The sequence below is a fragment of the Massilia sp. WG5 genome, assembly GCF_001412595.2.
Taxonomy (GTDB): Bacteria; Pseudomonadota; Gammaproteobacteria; order Burkholderiales; family Burkholderiaceae_D; genus Telluria.
In genome coordinates, this window is record NZ_CP012640.2 from 5,198,480 (window position 1) to 5,221,052 (window position 22,573).

General features: G+C 66.8%; 15 protein-coding genes and 1 pseudogene. 9 read left to right on the forward strand and 7 right to left on the reverse strand.

Annotation, left to right across the window (positions count from 1 at the left end; all coding sequences use genetic code 11):
* Positions 1–30: 30 nt before the first annotated feature.
* Both AM586_RS23185 and AM586_RS23190 read right to left on the reverse strand, forming a co-directional pair.
* Positions 31–1,065, reverse strand: coding sequence for an NADP-dependent oxidoreductase (locus AM586_RS23185; protein WP_047823145.1), 1,035 nt, complete (start codon positions 1,063–1,065; stop codon positions 31–33).
* A 90-nt stretch (positions 1,066–1,155) separates the two neighbouring features.
* Positions 1,156–1,746: a TetR/AcrR family transcriptional regulator gene (locus tag AM586_RS23190; RefSeq protein WP_047823143.1), complete on the reverse strand. Its 591-nt coding sequence runs from the start codon at positions 1,744–1,746 to the stop codon at positions 1,156–1,158.
* Positions 1,747–1,859: 113 nt separating this feature from the next.
* Between AM586_RS23190 and AM586_RS23195 the strand changes: the two genes are divergently transcribed.
* A complete protein-coding gene (locus AM586_RS23195; RefSeq protein ID WP_047823141.1) occupies positions 1,860–3,431 on the forward strand; it encodes a methyl-accepting chemotaxis protein in 1,572 nt (523 codons plus the stop codon).
* Positions 3,432–3,436: 5 nt separating this feature from the next.
* On the opposite strand, the gene AM586_RS23200 is transcribed toward AM586_RS23195, so the two are convergent.
* The 3 genes and pseudogenes from AM586_RS23200 to prpR all read right to left on the reverse strand — a co-directional run bounded on the left by AM586_RS23200 (position 3,437) and on the right by prpR (position 7,738).
* Positions 3,437–4,612: a PLP-dependent aspartate aminotransferase family protein gene (locus AM586_RS23200; RefSeq protein ID WP_047823206.1), complete on the reverse strand. Its 1,176-nt coding sequence runs from the start codon at positions 4,610–4,612 to the stop codon at positions 3,437–3,439.
* 10 nt (positions 4,613–4,622) lie between these two features.
* Positions 4,623–6,007, reverse strand: a pseudogene (locus AM586_RS23205) (pyridoxal-phosphate dependent enzyme).
* 96 nt (positions 6,008–6,103) lie between these two features.
* The gene (prpR, locus tag AM586_RS23210; protein WP_060566746.1) at positions 6,104–7,738 is read right to left on the reverse strand and encodes a propionate catabolism operon regulatory protein PrpR; all 1,635 of its coding nucleotides are present in this window, start codon (positions 7,736–7,738) and stop codon (positions 6,104–6,106) included.
* A 136-nt stretch (positions 7,739–7,874) separates the two neighbouring features.
* Here prpR and AM586_RS23215 point away from each other — a divergent pair, with 136 nt between their 5' ends.
* The gene (locus tag AM586_RS23215; RefSeq protein ID WP_047823138.1) at positions 7,875–8,231 is read left to right on the forward strand and encodes a DUF485 domain-containing protein; all 357 of its coding nucleotides are present in this window, start codon (positions 7,875–7,877) and stop codon (positions 8,229–8,231) included.
* 5 nt (positions 8,232–8,236) lie between these two features.
* Positions 8,237–9,889 carry a cation acetate symporter gene (locus AM586_RS23220; protein WP_373887922.1) on the forward strand — a complete coding sequence of 551 codons (1,653 nt, stop codon included), beginning with the start codon at positions 8,237–8,239 and terminating at the stop codon, positions 9,887–9,889.
* A 130-nt stretch (positions 9,890–10,019) separates the two neighbouring features.
* Here the strand turns inward: AM586_RS23220 and AM586_RS23225 are convergent, their stop codons facing one another.
* Entirely contained in the window at positions 10,020–11,639 is a 1,620-nt protein-coding gene (locus AM586_RS23225) for a M20/M25/M40 family metallo-hydrolase (protein ID WP_082439491.1), read from the reverse strand.
* A 271-nt stretch (positions 11,640–11,910) separates the two neighbouring features.
* On the opposite strand from AM586_RS23225, the gene prpB reads away from it, so the two are divergent.
* The 6 genes from prpB to AM586_RS23260 all read left to right on the forward strand — a co-directional run bounded on the left by prpB (position 11,911) and on the right by AM586_RS23260 (position 21,463).
* Complete coding sequence (prpB, locus tag AM586_RS23230) at positions 11,911–12,801, forward strand: methylisocitrate lyase (RefSeq protein ID WP_047823135.1); 891 nt, start codon at positions 11,911–11,913, stop codon at positions 12,799–12,801.
* A 24-nt stretch (positions 12,802–12,825) separates the two neighbouring features.
* Positions 12,826–13,992 carry a 2-methylcitrate synthase gene (prpC, locus tag AM586_RS23235; protein WP_047823133.1) on the forward strand — a complete coding sequence of 389 codons (1,167 nt, stop codon included), beginning with the start codon at positions 12,826–12,828 and terminating at the stop codon, positions 13,990–13,992.
* On the forward strand, positions 13,992–14,537 hold the full coding sequence (locus tag AM586_RS23240; protein WP_047823131.1) for a GNAT family N-acetyltransferase: 546 nt from the start codon (positions 13,992–13,994) through the stop codon (positions 14,535–14,537). Before prpC ends, AM586_RS23240 begins: the two co-directional genes overlap by 1 nt.
* The gene (gene acnD, locus AM586_RS23245) at positions 14,534–17,134 is read left to right on the forward strand and encodes a Fe/S-dependent 2-methylisocitrate dehydratase AcnD (RefSeq protein WP_047823129.1); all 2,601 of its coding nucleotides are present in this window, start codon (positions 14,534–14,536) and stop codon (positions 17,132–17,134) included. The genes AM586_RS23240 and acnD overlap by 4 nt, the downstream gene beginning before the upstream one ends.
* Before the next feature lie 109 nt (positions 17,135–17,243).
* Positions 17,244–18,440: a 2-methylaconitate cis-trans isomerase PrpF gene (gene prpF / locus AM586_RS23255; RefSeq protein ID WP_047823128.1), complete on the forward strand. Its 1,197-nt coding sequence runs from the start codon at positions 17,244–17,246 to the stop codon at positions 18,438–18,440.
* A gap of 134 nt (positions 18,441–18,574) precedes the next feature.
* Positions 18,575–21,463: an EAL domain-containing protein gene (locus tag AM586_RS23260; RefSeq protein ID WP_082439492.1), complete on the forward strand. Its 2,889-nt coding sequence runs from the start codon at positions 18,575–18,577 to the stop codon at positions 21,461–21,463.
* Here AM586_RS23260 and xth read toward each other — a convergent pair.
* A complete protein-coding gene (xth, locus tag AM586_RS23265) occupies positions 21,444–22,208 on the reverse strand; it encodes an exodeoxyribonuclease III (RefSeq protein ID WP_047823126.1) in 765 nt (254 codons plus the stop codon). The genes AM586_RS23260 and xth overlap by 20 nt on opposite strands.
* Positions 22,209–22,573 lie beyond the last annotated feature (365 nt).

Below are 22,573 nucleotides of genomic sequence, written 5' to 3' on the forward strand. Positions count from 1 at the left end.
TCCTTCAGTAGTGGTGAGAGTTAAAACGCGTCAGTCTTGCGCCACGCGAACGACGAGCTTGCCGAAGTTCTTGCCTTCGAGGAGGCCGCGGAATGCTTGCGGGGCGTTTTCCAGGCCGTCGACGATGTCTTCGCGGAATTTGATTTTTCCTTGCTGGAGCCACTCGTTCATCTGCGCGAAGAATTCGCCGTAGCGGTGGCCATAGTCGTCGAAGATGATGAAGCCCTGCATCCTGATCCGCTTGGTGAGGATGGTGCGCGCCAGCAAACCGAGGCGGTCCGGACCGGCGGGCAGGGCGGTGGCGTTGTAATCGGCGATCAGGCCGCATACGGGGATGCGGGCCTTGGTATTCAGCAGGGGCAGAACGGCATCGAATACGGCGCCGCCCACGTTCTCGAAGTAGACGTCGATGCCGTCCGGGCAAGCCGCCTTCAGCTGCTGGGCGAAATCCGGCGCGCGGTGGTCGATGCAGGCGTCGAAACCGAGTTCGTCGACCACGTAGCGGCATTTGTCGGCGCCGCCGGCGATGCCGACCGTGCGTGCGCCCTTGATTTTTGCGATCTGCCCGACCAGCGAACCGACCGCGCCGCTGGCGGCGGCCACCACCACGGTCTCGCCGGCTTTCGGCTGGCCGATGTCGAGCAAGCCCATGTAGGCCGTGAAGCCGGGCATGCCCAGCACGCCAAGCGCGCGCGAGGACTGGGCCACGTCGCCGCCCAGCTTGTTGAGGCCCGCGCCGTCGGACAGCGCATAGTCTTGCCAGCCACTATAGCCGAGCACCAGTTGACCGACCGGGAAATCCGGGTTGCGCGAGGCCTCGACCCGTGAAACGGTGCCACCCACCATCACGGCGCCGATCTCGACCGGCGCGGCATACGACGGCGCATCGCTGATGCGGCCGCGCATATAGGGATCGAGCGACAGGAAGAGCGTGCGCAGCAGCACCTGCCCGTCCTGAGGCTGCGGCACCGCCTCTTCGACCATGCGGAATGTGTTGTCATCGGGGGCGCCGTGCGGTCGCTGCTGCAGCACGATGCGCCGGTTACGGTTGCGATCCTGGCTCATGTCGATTCCTTTGCAATAATTGCCATGCGTCTATTAGACTGGTCGTCTAGAATGTTTTCAAAAAAATGGCGGCGCGCAGGCCGCCATGCCTCAGTTTGCCGGCTCCAGCATGGACCGGGTGGCGCGCATCGCGTTCTCCAGTGCGCTCGGTTCGCGTCGCAGCTTGCTCAGCAGGGCAGCGCCCAGCCACATTTCATACAGGGCCAGGGCGGTCTGCGTCGGCGCCATGCCAGGACGAACCGAGCCGTCCGCGATGCCTTCTTCGACGCAGCCGGCCAACCGGTCCACGATCCGGTTGGTGCCGTGCAGTAAGACTTCGCGCATCGCTTCCGACATGTCGGCGACCTCGCCGCTCAATTTAACCACCAGGCATTTGCTGCCGGCGCAGGCATCGTCGCCCAGCACCAGCCAGCTGTCCCAGTAGCGCATCAGGCGCGCAAAGCCGGTGCCGTCGGCGCCAAGCATACCGTCGAGCTCGGCCAGGTAGTTCTCGACATAATCCTCGAGCATGGCCTTGCCGAACAGTTCCTTCGACTTGAAGTAATGATAAAACGAGCCCTTGGGCACCCCGGCGTTGCCCAGGATCTCGTTCAGGCCGACGGCCGAGTAGCCCTTGCGGACAATGATCTCGCGGCCGGTGCGCAGGATATGCTGGCGCACGCTTTGCTGTTCGGTGTTCATGAGACTTATCTTAGCACCAATTAGACCAGTCGTCTTGAAACGTGCTGTCATCTACTTGTCACATTGCAAATCTATACTCCCCGCATCCCAATCCCGATCCCGACCGCTTCTTCATGCGCCTCGCCAAGCTCCAGACCGGTACCAAGATCTTCGGCGCTTTCGCCGTGGTCTCTCTTTCCATCGTCCTGATCGCCGGCGTCGCGCTGTGGCGCATGCAGTCCGCCGACGCCATCACGCGCGACCTGGTCGACAACAAGCTCGCGCGGCAGCAACTGACTTCCGAACTGCTGGGCCTGGCCCGCCTGAACGGCGTGCGCACCGTCTCGATCGCGCGCAGCGACAGCCTGGAGCTTGGCGATTATTTCCAGGCCCAGCTCGCGCAAGGCGAAAAGGAGGCGGCCGCGCTCGAGGCGCGCCTCGGCAAACTGGCGCCGAACCCGGCCGAACAGCAGCTTGCGCTGGAGGCTGCCCAGCGCAAGGCCGCCTGGCTGGCCGTGCGCGGACAGGTCTTCCAGGCCAAGGAGCTGGGCAAGACCCAGGAAGTCGAGCAGCTGGCCGGCACCACGCTGGCCGCTGCCTTCGATGCCTACACCAAGGCGCTCGAGGCGCTGCTGGCTTCCCAGACCCGCCAGGCGCACGAGATCGCCACCGCGTCCGCCGCGGCCTCCGTGTCCAGCCGCGCACTGCTGCTCGGTGCGGGCGGCATCGCATTGCTGCTCGGCGCCGCCGCCGGCTGGCTGCTGACCCGCGGCATCGTCGGCCCGCTGCAGGATGCGGTGCGCCTGGCCGAGCGGGTCGCGCAGGGCGACCTCAGCGCCAGCATCGCGCACGCGCGCGGCGACGAAATCGGCCGCCTGTTCGACGCCCTCAACCACATGACGGGCGGCGTCTCCGCCACCGTCGTGAAAGTGCTGGACAGCGCACGCATGATCGATCGCGCCTCGGCCGAGATCGCCGAGGGCAACCGCGACCTGTCGCGCCGCACCGAGCACCAGGCCGGCAGCCTGCATGCGACCGTGCGCTCGATGGTCGAGCTGACCGAGGCGGTCAAGCAGAACCACGTCAACGCCCACGACGCCAACGAACTGGCGCTGGCGGCATCCGGCGTCGCCAGGGAAGGGGCGAGCGCGGTTGGCCAGATGGTCGAGCGCATGGAGACGATCCGCCTGTCGGCAGCGAAGATCGGCGACATCACGGCCATGATCGACGGCATCGCCTTCCAGACGAATATCCTGGCCTTGAACGCGGCGGTGGAGGCGGCGCGCGCCGGCGCCGAAGGCCGCGGCTTCGCGGTGGTGGCGAACGAGGTACGCAACCTGGCCCAGCATTCGGCCGCGGCGGCCCGCGAGATCAAGACCCTGGTCGAAGAATCGACCGGCGCCATCGAATCCGGCGCCGGCATCGCCGGCGCGGCCGGCGGCACGATGCGCCAGATCCTGGACCGCGTGCAGCAGGTGGCCGACCTGCTGGCTGCGATCGACAGCGCCAGCTCGGAACAGGCCGACGGCATCGCCCAGGTGCGCCGCGCGATCGCCGAGATGGACCAGGCGACCCAGCAGAACGCCGCCATGGTCGAGCAGGCCGCCGCCGCCGCCGAAACCATGCGGACGCAGGCCGAACAGCTGACCGGCGTGGTCGCGACGTTCAAGGTGCGCGAGCAGGGCAGGCTGGCGCTGCCGGCCTGAGACCCTCAGACCGCGGCCAGCGCCCGCGCCAGGTCGGCGCGCTGGTCGTCGATGTGCTCGATGCCGACCGACAGCCGGATCAGCCCGTCGCCGATGCCCAGCGCCGCCCGTTGTTCGGGCGGGATGGTGGCATGGGTCATGATGGCCGGGTGCTCGATCAGGCTCTCCACGCCGCCCAGGCTCTCGGCCAGGGTGAAGATCTCGCAGTGCTCCAGGAAGCGGCGCGCGCCGGCAAGGTCGGTGTCGAGGTCGACCGAGATGATGCCGCCGTAGCCGTGCATCTGGCGCCGCGCCAGCTCGTGCTGCGGGTGCGAAGCCAGGCCGGGGTAGAACACCCTGCTGACCTTGCGCTGCCCCTCCAGCCAGTGCGCCAGTTCCATGGCGTTGGACGAGCTGCGTTCGACGCGCAGCGCCAGGGTCTTGATCCCGCGTAGCACCAGGAAGCTGTCGAAGGGCCCCTGGATCGCGCCGACCGCGTTCTGGATGAAAGCGAGGCGCTCGCGCAAGGACTGGTGGCGCGGCTCGGTGCCGACCACCGCCACCCCGCCGATCACGTCCGAATGGCCGTTCATGTACTTGGTGGTCGAGTGCACCACGATGTCGATGCCTTGCTCCAGCGGGCGCTGGACGATCGGGCTGGCGAAGGTGTTGTCGCACACGCTGAGGACGTGCCGCTGCCGGCACAGTGCGGCGATGGCGTGCAGGTCGGCCAGCTTCAGCATCGGATTGGTCGGCGTCTCGACCCACACCATCTTCGTGTCCGGGCGCAGGGCATTGGCCAGCGCCAGCGGGTCGGCCAGGTCGACATAGCTGAACTCGAGTCCGGCGCTGTGGCGCCGCACGCGCTCGAACAGGCGGTAGGTGCCGCCGTACATGTCGTCGCCGGCAACGATGTGCGAGCCGGCCGGCAGCAGTTCCAGCACTGCCGAAATCGCCGCCAGGCCGGAGGCGAAGGCGAAGGCCGCGCTGCCGCTTTCGATGTCGGCCACGCAGCGCTCCAGCGCCCAGCGGGTCGGGTTGTGCGAGCGGCCGTAGTCCAGGCCCTTGTGCACCCCCGGGCTCTCCTGGGCAAAGGTCGAGGTCGCGTAAATCGGCGGCATCACGGCGCCGGTCGCGGGGTCGGGCGCCTGGCCGCCGTGGATCACGCGGGTGGCCAGGTGGCGCTTGGTGTCGTCGTTCATGTCACTCATCTCAGCTCAAGGTGCGGCGCAGGTGGTTGAGGAGGTCGAAGCGGGTGATCAGGCCGTAGAAATGGCCGCCTTCCATGATCACGGCGGTCAGGCCGCGATCGAGGATGTCACGCAGTTGCTGCATGCCGGCCGAAGGCGGCAGGGTCTGCAGCTCGGAGGTCATGGTGCCTGATACCGGCGCCTGGAAGTGCGCGCGTTCGCCGGTGACGTGCAGGAGCAGGTCGGACTCGTCGATCAGGCCGACCAGCCGGCCCTCGTCGATCACCGGCAGCTGGGCCAGGTCGCTGCTCCGCATGCGGTTGAAGGCGGTCAGCAGGGTGTCGGTCGGGGACACGGTGACGACTTCGCCATCGTCGAAGCGGCGGCCGATCAGGTCGCGCAGGTCGCCCGTACGCGGCCGGTGCAGCAGGCCCTGGTCGACCATCCAGCCGTCGCTGTAGACCTTGGTGAGGTAGCGGGTGCCGGTGTCGCAGACGAAGGTGAGCACGCGCTTCGGACTGCTCTGTTCGCGGCAGTAGCGCAGGGCGGCGGCCAGCAGGGTGCCGGTCGAGGAGCCGGCCAGCAGGCCCTCCTGGCGCAGCAGGGCGCGCGCGGTGGTGAAGCTTTCCTCGTCGCCGATGGAATAGGCGCGGCGCACCCGCGACAGGTCCGCGATCGCCGGGATGAAATCCTCGCCGATGCCTTCGACCGCCCACGAGCCCGACACCTTGGCCACGTGGCCGGTGCGTACGTACTCGGCCAGGATCGAGCCGACCGGATCGGCCAGCACGAATTCCAGCCCCGGCTGCACCTTCTCGAAATAGCGCGACAGGCGGTCAGGGTGCCGGACGAGCCGACCCCGACCACGATCGCATCCACTTCGTGCTTCATCTGCTCCCAGATCTCGGGGCCGGTGGTGGTCTCGTGGGCCAGGGGGTTGGCCGGGTTGTTGAACTGGTCGGCGAACCAGGCGCCGGGAATGTCGCGGGCCAGGCGCGCCGCATAGTCCTGGTAATACTCGGGGTGGCCCTTGCCGACGTCGGAGCGGGTCAGGTGGATCTCGGCGCCGAGGGCCTTCAGGTGCAGCACCTTCTCGGCCGCCATCTTGTCCGGCACCACCAGCACCACCCGGTAGCCCTTGATGCGGGCCACCAGGGCCAGGCCCAGGCCGGTATTCCCGGCGGTCGCCTCCACCACCGTGCCGCCGGGCTGCAGGCGGCCGTCCTTCTCGGCGGCTTCGATCATGGCGCGGCCGATGCGGTCCTTGATGGAGCCGCCGGGATTCTGGGATTCGAGCTTGAGGAAGAGCTGGCAGGGACCGGTGTCCATGCGGGTGACCTCGACCAGCGGGGTATTGCCGATCAGCGAAAACAGGGCAGCTTGCGACGCGGGTTGCGCGGTTTCCATATTGCCTCCAGGGGCGGCCAGGCCGTCGAAAAAAAGACGAGCATAGGACGCTTCGCGGCGTCCCGGCTTGGGGCAGATTAACTCTTTTGGGGAAAGTCAGGCGCCGGATTTCAGGCGCCGCCACAGCGTCGTGCGGCTGATGCCGAGGTGGCGCGCGGCGGCCTCGCGCTGGCCCTCGAAGCGGGCCAGCACCTCGGCCACGCTCTCCGTCGGCGCCGCCGGCGAGGGCAGGGCGGCTGCCGGGGCGGGGGCGGCGACGGGCGCGCCCCGGCCCAGCTCCGGCGCCACCGCCAGCAGGAAGGCCGGGGTCAGGGCCTGCAGCGGCTCGGCGGCCAGGAACAGCGCCAGCCGTTCCATCAGGTTGCGCAGCTCGCGCACATTGCCGGGCCAGGCATAGGCTTGCAGGAGCGGCGCGCAGGCCGCGATCTCGGCGGCGAGATTCGGGTGCGGACGGGCGTCGAGCGCCGCCATCGCATTCTTCAGTGACCATTCGGCCAGCGGGGCGATGTCCTCGCGCCGTTCGGCCAGCCTCGGCAGCACCAGGCGCAGCACCGCCAGGCGATAGAACAGGTCGGCGCGGAAGCGTCCCTCGCGCACGCGGGCGTCGAGGTCGCAGTGGGTGGCGCTGATCACGCGCACCTCGATCGGCACCGGACGCGTGCCGCCGACCCGCATCACCTCGCGCTCTTCCAGCACGCGCAGCAGGCGGGTCTGCAGGGCCAGCGGCATTTCGCCGATCTCGTCCAGGAACAGGGTGCCGCCGTTGGCCGCCTCGAACAGGCCGGCGTGGCCGCCGCGGCGTGCGCCTGTGAAGGCGCCTTCCTCGTGGCCGAACAGTTCGGATTCCAGCAGCGACTCGGCGATCGCGCCGCAGTTCACGGCGATGAAGGGCCGCAGGGCGGAGCGCCGCGGACCTTCGCGGTGGATGGCCTGGGCCACCAGTTCCTTGCCGCTGCCGGTCTCGCCCTGGATCAGGACGGTGGCCGGCGAACGCGCATACAGCACCACGGTCTGGCGCAGCCTTTCCATCGCCGCGGACTCGCCGCGCAGGTCGTTCAGGCCGCGCCGCGCCCGGCGGCTGTCGGCAGCGGCCGGGCGCTTCAGGCGGGCGTTTTCCAGGCGCGTCAGGCGCGCCATCTCGAGCGCGTCGTCGAAGGCCTGGCGGATCGAGGCGGCCGAATACACGAACACCGCCTTCAGCCCGGCCTCCTCGGCCAGGTCGGTGATCAGGCCGGCGCCGACGATCACCTCGATGCCGGCCGCCTTCAGCTCCTCGATGGCGTCGCGCGCATCCTCCTCGGTCACGTAGGTGCGCTGGGCGATCGCCAGGCCGAAGGTGGCGGTGAAGTCGGCCAGTTCCGGCATCGGCTGCTGGTAGCTGATCACGGCGATCTTCGGCGACAACCGGCGCGCCCGCGCCAGCGCCTGCATCAGGTCGGAGCCGCTGGCCTTCGCCACCACCACCGGCGCCGCCACGCGGCCCTTCAGGTAGGCGGCGTTGGAACCGGCCGAGATCACGACGTCGCAGTGTTCCGTCGCCATGCGTTCGCGGATGTGGCGCGCGGCGTCGTCGAAGCCCAGGTGCAGCGGCTCGATCTGGGCCAGGTGGTCGTATTCGAGGGTGATGTCGCGGAACAGGTCCGACAGGCGCGACACCGAAACGGTCCAGATCACGGGCTTGTCAACGCCGTCGTGGGCGCTGCTGCCTGGCATGCGGGTGGGATGACTCATGTTGCAAGTGTAACGCAATGTGCGGCCCTTGTTTCAGCCTGAAACATCGAGGGCCGTAAGAATCGGGTAAGGACCGGCCCGTAGGATCGCCATCAGCCTGATTAAAAGGCATGACTAAAAAGTATTGGAGACAAAAGTGGACCAAGACGTTGTTCAACGGGTCAAGAGCGACCCGAATTACCAGAAGCTGGTCAGGACCCGCTCCCGCTACGGCTGGATGCTGACCTGGGCCATGATGATCGTGTATTACGGCTTCACGCTGCTGAATTCCTTCGATAAGGAATTCATGGGTTCCCGGATCGGCGCCGGCGTGATGTCCTGGGGCGTGCCCCTGGGCCTGTTCGTGATCCTGTTCACGGTCGTGGTCACCGGCATCTACGTGCGCCGCGCCAACAGCGAATTCGACGCGCTGACCGACGCCATCCAGCGTAACGCCGCCGCCGGCGACAACGGTTCCGGCGCCGCCCCGACCAAGCAAAAGGTGCGCGCATGAAAACCATGATCCGACACGCTTCCGCGCTGGCCCTGCTGGCAGCAAGCAGCGCCGCCATGGCCGCGCCCGACCTGGGCCAGGCCACCAAGCAGGCCACCAACTGGACCGCGATCACGATGTTCGCCGTCTTCGTCATCTTCACCCTGTTCATCACCAAGTGGGCCGCCAAGCGCACCCGCTCGGCGTCCGACTTCTACACCGCGGGTGGCGGCATCACCGGTTTCCAGAACGGTCTCGCCATCGCCGGCGACTACATGTCGGCAGCAAGCTTCCTGGGCATCTCGGCCGCCGTGTTCGCCAACGGCTTCGACGGCCTGATCTACGCGATCGGCTTCCTGGTCGGCTGGCCGGTCATCACCTTCCTGATGGCCGAGCGCCTGCGCAACCTGGGCCGCTTCACCTTCGCCGACGTCGCAGCCTACCGTTTCGCCCAGAAGCCGGTGCGCATGTTCGCCGCTTCCGGCACCCTGGTGACCGTGCTGTTCTACCTGATCGCGCAGATGGTCGGCGCCGGCCAGCTGATCAAGCTGCTGTTTGGCCTGGACTACAGCATCGCCGTGGTGCTGGTCGGTATCCTGATGATGGTCTACGTGCTGTTCGGCGGCATGACCGCCACCACCTGGGTGCAGATCATCAAGGCCGTGATGCTGCTGGCGGGCGCCTCCTTCATGGCGTTCTCGGTGCTGGCGATGTACAACTTCAGCCCGGAGCAGCTGTTCGCCAAGGCCGTCGAAGTGCACAGCAAGGGCTTCTCGATCATGGGCCCGGGTAACTTCATCAAGGACCCGATCTCCGGAATCTCCTTCGGCATGGCGCTGATGTTCGGCACCGCCGGCCTGCCGCACATCCTGATGCGCTTCTTCACCGTCCCGAGCGCCAAGGAAGCGCGCAAGTCGGTGCTGTGGGCAACCACCTGGATCGGCTACTTCTACATCCTGACCTTCATCATCGGCTTCGGCGCGATCGTGCTGGTCGGTACCAACCCGGGCTTCAAGGACGCGGCCGGCAAGCTGCTGGGCGGTAACAACATGGCGGCCGTGCACCTGGCCAAGGCCGTCGGCGGCGACGTCTTCCTCGGCTTCATCTCGGCCGTGGCCTTCGCGACCATCCTGGCGGTGGTGGCCGGCCTGACCCTGTCGGGCGCCTCGGCCGTCTCGCACGACCTGTACGCCACCGTCATCAAGAAGGGCCAGCCGGCCCCGGGCAGCGAACTGCGCGTCTCTCGGATCACCACCATCGTCCTCGGCATCATCGCCGTGGGCCTGGGCTATGTGTTCGAGACTGTCAACGTGGCCTTCATGGTGTCGCTGGCCTTCGCGATCGCCGCCTCGGCCAATTTCCCGGTGCTGTTCATGTCCGTCCTGTGGAGCAAGTGCACCACCCGCGGCGCGACCATCGGCGGCTTCCTGGGCCTGGCCACCGCCGTGATCCTGACCGTGCTGTCGAAGTCGGTGTGGGTCGACGTCTTCCACAACAAGACCGAGATCTTCCCGTACACCTCGCCGGCCCTGTTCTCGATGATCGTCGGCTTCGTCGGCGTGTGGCTGTTCTCGGTCACCGACAAGAGCCCGCGCGCTGCGATCGACAAGGCTGGCTTCGAGGCGCAGGAAGTGCGTTCGGAGACGGGGATTGGTGCGGCGGCGGCTTCGGCGCACTGAGTAAGCAGCATCGTCGTTCCCGCGTTAAGCACCGTCGTCCCCGCGCAGGCGGGGACCCAAGTTCTGCATGCGTTACCTTAGCGCCGGCAACCTTGGGTCCCCGCCTTCGCGGGGACGACGGCGTTTACGCTCAGTCCTTCGCCGGATCCCGATAATGGAAAGGATCCGTCGCCGTCGGCTGCTTCGGCAACACGTTGCGCGGCATCGGGGTGTCGCTTTCGGCGGCCTGCAGCAGCACGGTGGCCATGATCACCGCGGCCTGGCGCAGGTCTTCGGTGCGCAGGTGGTCGAAGGTGTCGAGGTTCGAGTGGTGCACGCGCGAACCGTAGTCCAGCGGGTCCTGGATGAACTGGAAGGCGGGCAGGCCCATGCCGGCCATGACTTGGTGGTCGGTGCCACCGGTCTTCTTGGCCACGACCTTGTTCGCGCCCAGGCTGTCGAACGGCGCGAGCCAGCTGCGCAGCACCGGCATCGCCGCGAAATTCCCTTCCGCGTAGATGCCGCGGATCTTGCCGGAGCCGTTGTCGAGGTTGAAGTAGGCCGCCATCTCCTGGTAGCCCGGCAGCGGCGTGATCGGATAGGTCTCCCACATGAACTCGGGCAGCTTCGCCATCTCCGGATTGCTCGGGCGTGCGCGCGTGGCGATGTGCTGGCGGATGTAGGCCAGGGAGCCCAGCAGGCCCTGTTCCTCGCCCGACCACAGGGCGAAGCGGATCGTGCGCTTCGGCTTCACGCCCAGCTGCGACAGGATGCGCGCCGCTTCCATCACCACCACCGAACCCGCGCCGTTGTCGGCGGCGCCGTCGCCGGCCACCCAGCTGTCGAGATGGGCGCCGGCCATCACGTAGCCGGCCTGCGGGTCCTGGCCCGGGATCTCGGCGAGGATGTTATAGGCTTTGCTGTCGCGGTCGTCGAAGTGCACATTGCTGTTCAGTTCCAGCTTCACTTCGCCGACCTTGGCCAGGCGCGCCAGGCGGCGGTAGTCCTCGGCCGCCATCTCGACTTCCGGCAGCGAGACGGTCTCGCCCTTGCGGTGGAAGTAGCCTTCGCCCTGCACCAGGCCGCCGCTGCGGTAGGACATCTTCACCAGCGCCTGCGCGCCTTCAAGCGCCATGAAGCGGTCGATGTCGCGCGCCAGCTCGAAGTATTTTTTATACAGGTCGAACGACTGGTCCGGATCGTAGTGCGGCTGGTCGTAGGTCGACAGCTTGCCCAGTTCCGCCTCGTCGAAGCGCTTGAAGGTGGCGGTGGTGTCGTCCTTCGGATCGTCCGGATAGCTGACCAGCACGATCTTCCCGCGCAGCTTGCCCTTGTACTGGGCCAGGTCGCGCGCATGGCGGATCGGCGCGACCACGATCGGGGCGCTGATCGTGCCGCGGGTGGGCGGCGTCCAGGCCACCGGGATGGCGGTCAAGGCCAGCGGACGGGGCGCGACCATGCGCACGCTCGAGGATTCGATCCACCAGCCGCGGCCGAACTCGTAGCCTTCGGCGTGGACATTCTTCAGGCCCCAGCTGCCGAACATCTGCTGGGTCCAGTTCTCGGCCTGGCGCATCGCCGGCGAATTGGTCATGCGGCCGCCGATGCGGTCGCTCAGGTAGGCCGCGAGGCTCACGACCTGGCCGCGGTTGTAGCCTTCATCGGCGATGCGGTTGATGGTGTTGGCGTCGACCGGTTCGGCGCGGGCGCCGACGCAGGCCGCCAGCATGCCGGCCAGCGCGAGATGGCGGGCCTTGGGAATGTGGACCATAAATCCTCTTGGGTTTGTTATTGTCAAAAGAGAACTGCGTCGGCGATTCTACGCTTGTGCGAGCCCGGCCGTACCAGAAAGATTGCGGCTTGCCTGTTGCAGCAGGGTGTTTCACAATGAAACGTTCATGAAACGCAGTGCCCCGGATGCATGCCCGGGGCAGGCATAAGTGCTTGAAAACACGGGGCAGGGCGGGCGTGGGGGGCTTGGCACGCTGCTTGCATTAGCTTGACCGTATTCCCGTCAACGCATCATTGAAAGGTAAGAGGACATGAGCCAACTCTCCGCAGGCGCCACATTCCGCCTGGCCGTCCAGGAAGAACATCCGCTGCAGGTGATCGGCGCGATCAACGCCAACCACGCGCTGCTGGCCAAGCGCGCGGGCTACCGCGCGATCTACCTGTCGGGCGGCGGCGTGGCCGCCGGCTCGCTGGGCCTGCCCGACCTCGGCATCTCGGGCCTGGAAGACGTGCTGATCGACGTGCGCCGCATCACCGACGTGTGCGACCTGCCGCTGCTGGTCGACATCGACACCGGCTTCGGCTCGTCGGCCTTCAACGTCGCCCGCACCGTGCGTTCGCTGATCAAGGCCGGCGCCGGCGCCTGCCATATCGAAGACCAGGTCGGCGCCAAGCGCTGCGGCCACCGTCCGGGCAAGGAGATCGTCAGCCAGGGCGAGATGGTCGACCGCATCAAGGCCGCCGTCGACGCCCGCACCGACGATCAGTTCGTGATCATGGCGCGCACCGACGCGCTGGCCGTCGAGGGCCTGGACAAGGCCGTCGAGCGCGCCGTCGCCTGCGTCGAGGCCGGCGCCGACATGATCTTCCCGGAAGCGATCACCAGCCTCGAGATGTATGCCCAGTTCAAGAAGGCGGTCAAGGTGCCGATCCTGGCCAACATCACCGAGTTCGGCGCGACCCCGCTGTTCACAGTCGAGGAGCTGAAGGGCGCCGACGTCGACATCGTGCTGTACCCGCTGTCGGCCTTCCGCGCCATGAACAAGGCTGCCGAGAACGTGTACGAAGCGATCCGCCGCGACGGCACCCAGAAGAACGTGGTCGACACCATGCAGACCCGCGCCGAGCTGTACGACCGCATCGACTACCATAGCTTCGAGCAGAAGCTGGATGCGCTGTTTGCCCAGAACAAAGCCAAATAAATCACCGCATACGGAGACTTTCACATGATTGATCAGACCACGCAAACCGATACCCCGACCTTCAAGCCGAAGAAATCCGTGGCCCTGTCCGGCGTCACCGCCGGCAACACCGCGCTGTGCTCGGTGGGCCGTTCCGGTAACGACCTGCACTACCGCGGCTACGACATCCTGGACGTGGCCGACACCTCCGAATTCGAAGAGATCGCCTACCTGCTGGTGCACGGCAAGCTGCCGACCGTGGCCGAGCTGAAGGGCTACAAGGCCAAGCTCAAGATGCTGCGCGGCCTGCCGCAATCGGTCAAGGCCGCGCTGGAAGCGCTGCCGGCCGCCTCGCATCCGATGGACGTGATGCGCACGGCCGTCTCGGTGCTGGGCTGCACGCTGCCGGAAAAGGACGACCACAACATCCCGGGCGCGCGCGACATCGCCGACCGCCTGATGGCCTCGCTCGGTTCGGCGCTGCTGTACTGGTACCACTTCAGCCATAACGGCAAGCGCATCGAGGTCGAGACCGACGACGATTCGATCGGCGGCCACTTCCTGCACCTGCTGCACGGCCACAAGCCGAACGAGGAGTGGGTCAAGGCCATGCATACCTCGCTGATCCTGTACGCCGAGCACGAGTTCAACGCCTCGACCTTCACCGGCCGCGTGATCGCCGGCACCGGTTCCGACATCTACTCGGCCATCACCGGCGCGATCGGCGCGCTGCGCGGTCCGAAGCACGGCGGCGCCAACGAAGTCGCCTTCGAAGTCCAGAAGCGCTACGAGAACCCGGACGAAGCCGAAGCCGACATCCGCAACCGCGTCGCCAACAAGGAGGTCGTGATCGGCTTCGGCCACCCGGTGTACACGATCGCGGACCCGCGCAACAAGGTGATCAAGGAAGTGGCGCGCAAGCTGTCGTCGGATGCCGGCTCGATGAAGATGTTCGAGATCGCCGAGCGCCTGGAATCGGTCATGTGGGAAGTCAAGAAGATGTTCCCGAACCTGGACTGGTTCTCGGCCGTCTCGTACCACATGATGGGCGTGCCGACCGCGATGTTCACGCCGCTGTTCGTGATCGCGCGTACCTCGGGCTGGTCGGCCCACATCATCGAGCAGCGTATCGACAACAAGATCATCCGTCCGAGCGCCAACTACGTCGGTCCGGAAGACCTGCAGTTCGTGCCGCTGGCGGAGCGCAAGTGATGAACGGGACCGATGCCATGCTGGTGCGCCCCCTGGTCCCGGCCGACGCGGAGCAGTACCGCGCGTTGCGCCTGGCGAGCCTGCGCGATTTCCAGTGTGCCCACGGTCCCGACTACGAAGAGGCGCTCGCCCAGCCCTTGTCCTGGAGCGAAAAGCGCCTCGCCAGGCCGGATTATTTCTGGTTCGGCGCCTTCGACGGCGCGCTGGAGAATGCACCCCTGGCGGGCGCGATCTGCCTGCGCACCACGGAAGGCAGGCGCCTGCGCCATTCGGCCAGCCTGAACAGCCTCATGGTCCGCCAGGACTACCAGGGCCGCGGCATCGCGCGCCTGCTGACCTCGCACCTGATCCGTTTTGCCCGCTCGCTCGGCCATCTCCGCCAGCTCACGCTCGAGGTGAACGAACAGAACTTCCCGGCACGGCGGCTGTACGACAGCGTCGGCTTCCGGCAATTCGGCGTCGAGCCGGATGCCATCCTCCATGCAGGCAGGTACTACGCCAAGCAGCACCTGCAGCTCTCTCTCGTTTCACAAGATCCAACATGAACAGCCAATACCGCAAACCCCTGCACGGCACCAACCTGCATTACTTCGACGCGAAAAGCGCGGTCGAAGAGATCCAGCCGGGCGCCTGGGACGGCCTGCCTTACACCTCGCGTGTGCTGGCAGAAAACCTGGTGCGCCGCTGCGAACCGCAGGCGCTGGTGCCCTCGCTGAAGCAGCTCATCGAGCGCAAGCGCGATCTCGATTTCCCCTGGTTCCCCGCGCGCGTGGTCTGCCACGACATCCTCGGCCAGACCGCCCTGGTCGACCTGGCCGGCCTGCGCGACGCCATCGCCCTGCAGGGCGGGAACCCGGCCCTGGTCAATCCGGTGGTGCCGACCCAGCTGGTGGTCGACCACTCGCTGGCCGTCGAGTGCGGCGGCTTCGACCCGGACGCCTTCGACAAGAACCGCGCGATCGAAGACCGCCGCAACGAAGACCGCTTCGACTTCATCAACTGGACCAAGAAGGCTTTCCAGAACGTCGACGTGATCCCGCCGGGGAACGGCATCCTGCACCAGATTAACCTCGAGCGCATGAGCCCCGTGGTCCAGGTGAAGGATGGCGTAGCCTTCCCGGACACCCTGGTCGGCACCGACTCGCACACCCCGATGGTCGACGCGCTGGGCGTGATCGCGATCGGCGTGGGCGGCCTGGAAGCGGAAAGCGTGATGCTCGGCCGCGCGTCGTACATGCGCCTGCCCGACATCGTCGGCGTCGAGCTGACGGGTGCACCGCAGCCGGGCATCACCGCCACCGACATCGTGCTGGCGCTGACCGAGTTCCTGCGCAAGTCGAAAGTCGTCTCCGCCTACCTCGAATTCTTCGGCGAAGGTTCGGCCAGGCTGACCCTGGGCGACCGCGCCACGATCTCGAACATGGCCCCCGAATACGGCGCCACCGCCGCCATGTTCGCGATCGACGAGCAGACCATCAAGTACCTGAAGCTCACCGGCCGCGACGACGAGCTGGTCAAGCTGGTCGAGATCTATGCGAGAGAGACCGGGCTGTGGGCCGATACCCTGGCCAGGGCCGAGTACGAGCGCACGCTGCAGTTCGACCTGTCGACCGTGGTGCGCAACATCGCCGGTCCGTCGAACCCGCACAAGCGCGTGCCGACCTCGGAACTGGCGGCGCAGGGCATCGCTGGCAAGGTCGAGAACGAGCCGGGGCTGATGCCGGACGGCGCCGTGATCATCGCCGCCATCACCAGCTGCACCAACACCAACAACCCGCGCAACATGATCGCCGCCGGCCTCATCGCCCGCAACGCCAACAAGCTCGGCCTGCTGCGCAAGCCCTGGGTCAAGAGCTCGCTGGCGCCGGGGTCGAAAGCCGTCGCGCTGTATCTCGAAGAAGCCGGCCTGCTGCCGGAACTGGAAAAGCTGGGCTTCGGCATCGTCGCCTTTGCCTGCACCACCTGCAACGGCATGTCGGGCGCGCTCGATCCGGTCATCCAGAAGGAAGTCGTGGAGCGCGACCTGTACGCGACCGCCGTCCTGTCCGGCAACCGCAACTTCGACGGCCGCATCCACCCGTATGCGAAGCAGGCCTTCCTGGCCTCGCCGGCGCTGGTGGTGGCCTATGCGATCGCCGGCACGATCCGCTTCGACATCGAGAAGGATGTGCTGGGCGTCGATGCCGCCGGCCGCGAGATCAGGCTGGCCGACATCTGGCCGAGCGACGCCGAGATCGACGCCGTGGTCGAGCAATCCGTCAAGCCGCAGCAGTTCCGCAACGTCTACGACGTGATGTTCGCGCGCCAGGAAACCAGCGAAGAGGCCGTGTCGCCGCTGTACGACTGGCGCCCGATGAGCACCTACATCCGCCGTCCGCCGTACTGGGAAGGCGCGCTGGCCGGCGAGCGCACCATGAAGGGCATGCGCGCGCTGGCGGTCCTGGGCGACAACATCACCACCGACCACCTGTCGCCCTCCAACGCGATCATGATGAACTCGGCCGCCGGCGAGTACCTGCACAAGATGGGCCTGCCGGAAGAGGACTTCAACTCCTACGCGACTCACCGCGGCGACCACCTGACGGCGCAGCGCGCGACCTTCGCGAATCCGACGCTGAAGAACGAGATGGTGCGCAACCCGGACGGCAGCGTGCGCGCGGGCTCGCTGGCCCGCATCGAACCGGAAGGGCAGGTGACGCGCATGTGGGAAGCGATCGAGACCTACATGGAGCGCAAGCAGCCCCTGATCGTGATCGCCGGCGCCGACTACGGCCAGGGCTCCTCGCGCGACTGGGCGGCCAAGGGCGTGCGCCTGGCCGGCGTGGAAGCCATCGTGGCCGAAGGCTTCGAGCGCATCCACCGCACGAACCTGGTCGGCATGGGCGTGCTGCCGCTCGAGTTCATGCCGGGGACGACCCGCCTGACCCTGGGCCTGGACGGTACCGAGACCTATGACGTGGTGGGCGAGCGCACGCCGCGCGCCGTGCTGACCCTGGTCATCCATCGCAGGAACGGCGAGACGGTCGAGGTGCCGGTGACCTGCCGCCTGGATACTGCGGAAGAAGTGTCGATCTACGAGGCCGGCGGCGTGCTGCAGCGCTTTGCGCAGGACTTCCTGGCGACGTCGAAGGTCGCTGCCTGAAACCCCGTCGTTCCCGCGCAGGCGGGAACCCAAGTTCTGCTTGAGCTGACGAAACGCATGCAAGCTTGGGTCCCCGCCTTCGCGGGGACGACGATTACGAGCTGACAATATGGCATACACTCCCCAAATCAAGATCCCCGCCACCTACATGCGTGGCGGCACCAGCAAAGGCGTGTTCTTTCGCCTCCAGGACCTGCCCGCCGCCGCGCAAGTCCCCGGCGAGGCGCGCGACAGGCTCCTGCTGCGCGTGATCGGCAGTCCCGACCCCTACGGCAAGCAGATCGACGGCATGGGCGGCGCCACCTCCAGCACCAGCAAGACCGTGATCGTGGCGCCCAGCACGAGGCCGGAGCACGACGTCGACTACCTGTTCGGCCAGGTCTCGATCGACAAGCCCTTCGTCGACTGGAGCGGCAACTGCGGCAACCTGTCGGCGGCGATCGGTCCCTTCGCCATCGTCAACGGCTTCATCCCGGCCGAGCGCATTCCCGCGAACGGCACGGTCACGGTGCGCATCTGGCAGGCCAACATCGGCAAGACCATCGTCGCCCATGTGCCCGTCACGAACGGCCAGGTCCAGGAAACCGGCGACTTCGAGCTCGATGGCGTGACCTTCCCGGCGGCCGAAGTCCAGCTCGAGTTCATGGACCCGGCGGCCGAAGCCGAAGGAGGCGAGGGCGGCGGTGCGATGTTCCCGACCGGGAACCTGGTCGACGAGCTGGAAGTGCCGGGCGTCGGCACGCTGAAAGCCACGATGATCAATGCCGGCATCCCGACCATCTTCGTGAACGCGGCCGACATCGGCTACAAGGGCACCGAACTGCAGGACGACATCAACGGCGACCCGAAGGCGCTGGCGATGTTCGAACTGATTCGTGCCTACGGCGCGATGCGCATGGGCCTGATCTCGCACGTGGACGAAGCGGCGCGCCGCCAGCACACGCCGAAGGTCGCCTTCGTCGCCCCGCCCGCCGACTATCTCGCATCGAGCGGGAAGCAGGTGGAGGCGGACGGCATCGACCTGCTGGTGCGTGCGCTCTCGATGGGCAAGCTGCACCACGCGATGATGGGCACCGCGGCGGTCGCGATCGGCACCGCCGCGGCGATCCCCGGGACCCTGGTGAGCCTGGCCGCCGGCGGCCGCGCGCACGAGGCCGTGCGCTTCGGCCACCCGTCCGGCACCCTCCGCGTAGGGGCCCAGGCGCAGGTACATGATGGCGACTGGGTCGTCACCAAGGCGGTGATGAGCAGGAGCGCGCGGGTGCTGATGGAAGGCTGGATACGCATTCCGGGCGACGCTTTCTAAGCCCGCGCCATCCCGCTCGCCCGCCGCGCAACACGGCGGGCTTTTTTTTGTCTGTTCGATATTTACTGTGATTTGTGGTTTATGATCCTTCTGTGAAAGGAGGTCCCCGGACGGACCCGGAAAATGGAACAGGGATGGATCGTGTAACGAGCAAACCGGCCATGGTGGCCGAGGCGCTGGCGCTGATCGCAGCGCCGGCCTGCGCCTGCGATGCGCAAGGAATGGTATGGGCGGCCAACGCGGCGCTGGAAGAGCTGCTCGGCGCCGCGCCGGAAGGACGCATGCTCGCGGGCCTGTTCTGCGAACCCAGCATGCCACAGGCGGCGCATGAGTCCAGGCTGGCGCCGGCTTCCGAGCGCCGCTGGAACGGCCTGCTCGCGGCCGGCGACAGGAACGTGCCGGTCGAGGTACGGGCGCGGCCGCTGCCGCCGGACGCCGGCATCCCCGGCGCCACCTTCGTGTTCGGCGAGCTGCCCGGCGCCGGCCTGGCGCCGGACGCGCAGCGCAGCGTCCAGCTGGAACAGGCCGCCGTGATCGAGCACGCCCCGGTCGGCATCGTCGTCACCTTGCCGCACCTGGTCAAGTCCTGCAATCCGCGCATGGCCCACATGCTCGGCTACGAGCCGGACGAACTGGTCGGACGCAATCCGGCCGAGTTCTTCATGTCGCGGGAGCAGTACGAAGCGTTCATGGAGGAGGCTATCCGGATCCTGACCGCCGGTGAGCTGTTCGAGCGCGCCGAGATCCAGCTGCGCCGCCGCGACGGCTCGCCGATCTGGTGCCGCATCCGCGCCAAGGCGGTCGACATGAGCTCGCGCGAGGCCGGCACGATCTGGATCCTGGAAGACGTCACCGAGGCGCGCCAGGCCCTGACCGAGGTGCAGGCGATCATGACCAACGCCTCGATCGGCATCTTCTTCACGCGCGGACGCGTCATCACCCGCTGCAACAGTTGCCTCGAACGGATGTTCGGCTACGAGGAAGGCGAAATGGCGGGCGTGTCGACCCGCATCCTGTTCGCCGACGAGCAGGCCTATCAAGAGCTGGGCGCGATGGCCTACGGCGTGATCGAGCAGGGCAAGCCCTTCCACGGCGAGGACATCATGGTGCGCAAGGACGGCACGCCGATGTGGGTCAAGGTGATCGGCTATGCCGTCAACCGCGGGGCGCCGTGGCAGGGCATGATCTGGATGTTCGAGGACCGCACGCGCCAGAAGCGCGACGAGGAGTCGCTGCGCAACGCCCTGCTGGAGAACCAGGCCATCCTCGACAACGCGGTGCTGGGCATCGCCGTGGTCGAGAACGGCCGCACGCTGCGCTGCAACCGCAAGATGGAGGAGCTGTTCGGCTACCCGGTCGGCGCGGTCGACGGCGCCAGCGTGCGCGAGCTGTATCCGGACACCGCCAGCTGGGAGGAGGCGCGCAGCCAGACCGGCAGCGACTTCGCCGCCGGCCGCGTGCACATGGCGGAGCACCTCTTGCGGCGGCGCGACGGCTCGCGCTTCTGGGCGCGCCTGTCGGGCCGCCCGTTCGACCTGGCCCAGCGCGGCGGCAGGAGCGTCTGGCTGATCGACGACGTCACCGCCCAGCGCGAAGCGGCCGACGCCCTGCGCCGCGCGCGCGACGAACTCGAGGTGCGGGTGCAGGAGCGCACCGCCGAACTGGCAGGCGCGAACCGCCTGCTGCAGGCCGAGATCGTCGAGCGCCGCCAGGCCGAGGCGCGGGTCCACCACATGGCCTACCACGACGCCCTGACCGGGCTGCCGAACCGCGCCTTACTGTCCGAGCGCCTGGACCGGGCGATGCTGGCCGCGCGCCGCGACGGCCGCAAGCTGGCCGTGATGTTCATCGACCTGGACCGCTTCAAGACCATCAACGACTCGCTCGGCCACCTGACCGGCGACCACCTGTTGAAGGAAGTCGCGAACCGCCTGTGCCGCGTGGTGCGCGCGCTCGATACCGTGGCGCGCCTGGGCGGCGACGAGTTCGTGGTGCTGGTGCCGGGCGTGCGTGCGGCCGAGGAGTGCGGCCTGATCGGCGAGAAGATCATCGCGGCGCTGGCCGAACCGGTGCGCTTCGAGGGCCGCAACCTGCATATCTCGCCCTCGATCGGCATCTGCCTGTGTCCGGACGACGGCGATGACGTGGAAACCCTGATGCGCAAGGCCGACAGCGCGATGTACCACGCCAAGGCATCCGGCCGCAACAATTACCAGTTCTTTGCCGAGCGCATGAACGTGGCGGCGGCGCGCCGTTTCGAGCTCGAGACGAGCCTGCGGGGCGCGCTCGAACGCCAGGAGTTCACGCTGTTCTACCAGCCGATCGTCTCCGCCCGTGACTGCACGGTGCAGGGCATGGAAGTGCTGCTGCGCTGGCGCCGCCCCGGCCACGGCCTGGTCGCGCCGGACGACTTCATCCCGATGCTGGAGGAGAACGGCCTGATCGTGGCGGTCGGCGAATGGGTGATCCGCACCGCCTGCGAACAGGCGGTGGCATGGCGCGCGGCCGGCTTGCGGCCGGTACCGCTGGCAGTCAACCTGTCGGCGCGGCAGTTCGTGCACCGCGGCCTGATCGAGGCGATCCAGCGCATCGTCGCCGATACCGGGATCGATCCGGCAATGCTCGAATTCGAGATCACCGAGACCGCCCTGATGCAGCACGGCGGCCAGACCATGGAGACGCTGGAACAGATTGCCAAGATGGGCATCCGCCTGTCGATCGACGACTTCGGCACCGGCTACTCGAGCCTGGCGTACCTGAAGCGCTTCCCGGTCCACAAGATCAAGATCGACCGCGCGTTCGTGCGCGACCTGGAGAGCAGCGGCGAGGACCGGGCCATCGTCGCCGCGATCATGGCGCTGGCCGGCAGCCTGCAATTGTCGGTGGTGGCGGAAGGCGTGGAAACCGAGGCCCAGCTGGCGCGGCTGCGCGGGCAGGGCTGCGACCTGGCGCAGGGCTATCTGTTCGCCAAGCCGCTCGCCGCCGACGCGATGCCGGCGCTGCTCAGCCGATCGTTGCGATGACCGGGGTGTGGTCGGACGGCTGCTCCCACTTGCGCGGTTCGCGGTCGATGGTGCAGGCGGTACAGCGCTGCGCCAGGCTGGCGGACAGCAGGATATGGTCGATGCGCAGGCCGCGGTTGCGGCGGAAAGCCATCTGGCGGTAGTCCCACCAGCTGTACTGTTTGTCCGGCTGCTCGAACAGGCGGAAGGCGTCCGTCAGGCCCAGGCCGAACAGCGCGCGCAGGGCATCGCGCTCCGGCTCCGAGCAGTGGATCTGGCCGGCCCATGCCTCCGGGTCGTGCACGTCGCGGTCTTCCGGGGCGATGTTGTAGTCGCCCAGGATCGCAAAGTCCGGATGCGCCGCCATCTCTTCCTTCACCCACTCGCGCAGGGAAGACAGCCAGGCCATCTTGTAAGTGTACTTGTCGGAGCCGACCGCCTGTCCGTTCACCACATAGGCGCAGATGATGCGCACGCCGTTCACGGTGGCGGCGATCAGGCGCTGCTGCTCGTCCGGGAAATGCGGATTGTTGCGCACCACATCGACCAGCGGATGGCGCGCCAGGATGGCCACGCCGTTATAGGTCTTCTGGCCGGTGAACGCGACTTCGTAGCCGGCCGCGTTGATCTCGGCGACGGGGAATTTGTCGTCGGTAAGCTTGGTCTCCTGGATGCAGAGCACGTCGACGGGATTGGCGGCGAGCCACTGCAGCAGGTGCGGCAGGCGCACTTTCAGGGAGTTGACGTTCCAGGTTGCTATCTTCATGAATCGTGAGGGGCTGGTATGGCAAGGCCGCCATTATTGCATGCCCGTAGGGTCGTCTCATCTGCTCCTATGCGTTGTTTTCTTGCAATTGCATTGTATTTACACGCGAAATGGCGACACGATTGCAAATATTTGTGCAAATTACAACGTTGATGCCGTAGAATTATTGCTTGATAAGAAAAACATATTTCCAGTGCTGGCAAACCCGGCCAAACTGTGACAAGATGTAACAATCGCGGCAAGAGAGGGAACGATTACGTATCTTTTTCCCTCTTGGAAAGAAAATGTTGCAGTACGCCAATTTCACTTGTAGTATTTGCATATTTCTTTGAAGTCAAGTATCTCTTGGCATTTCATTGCTTTGA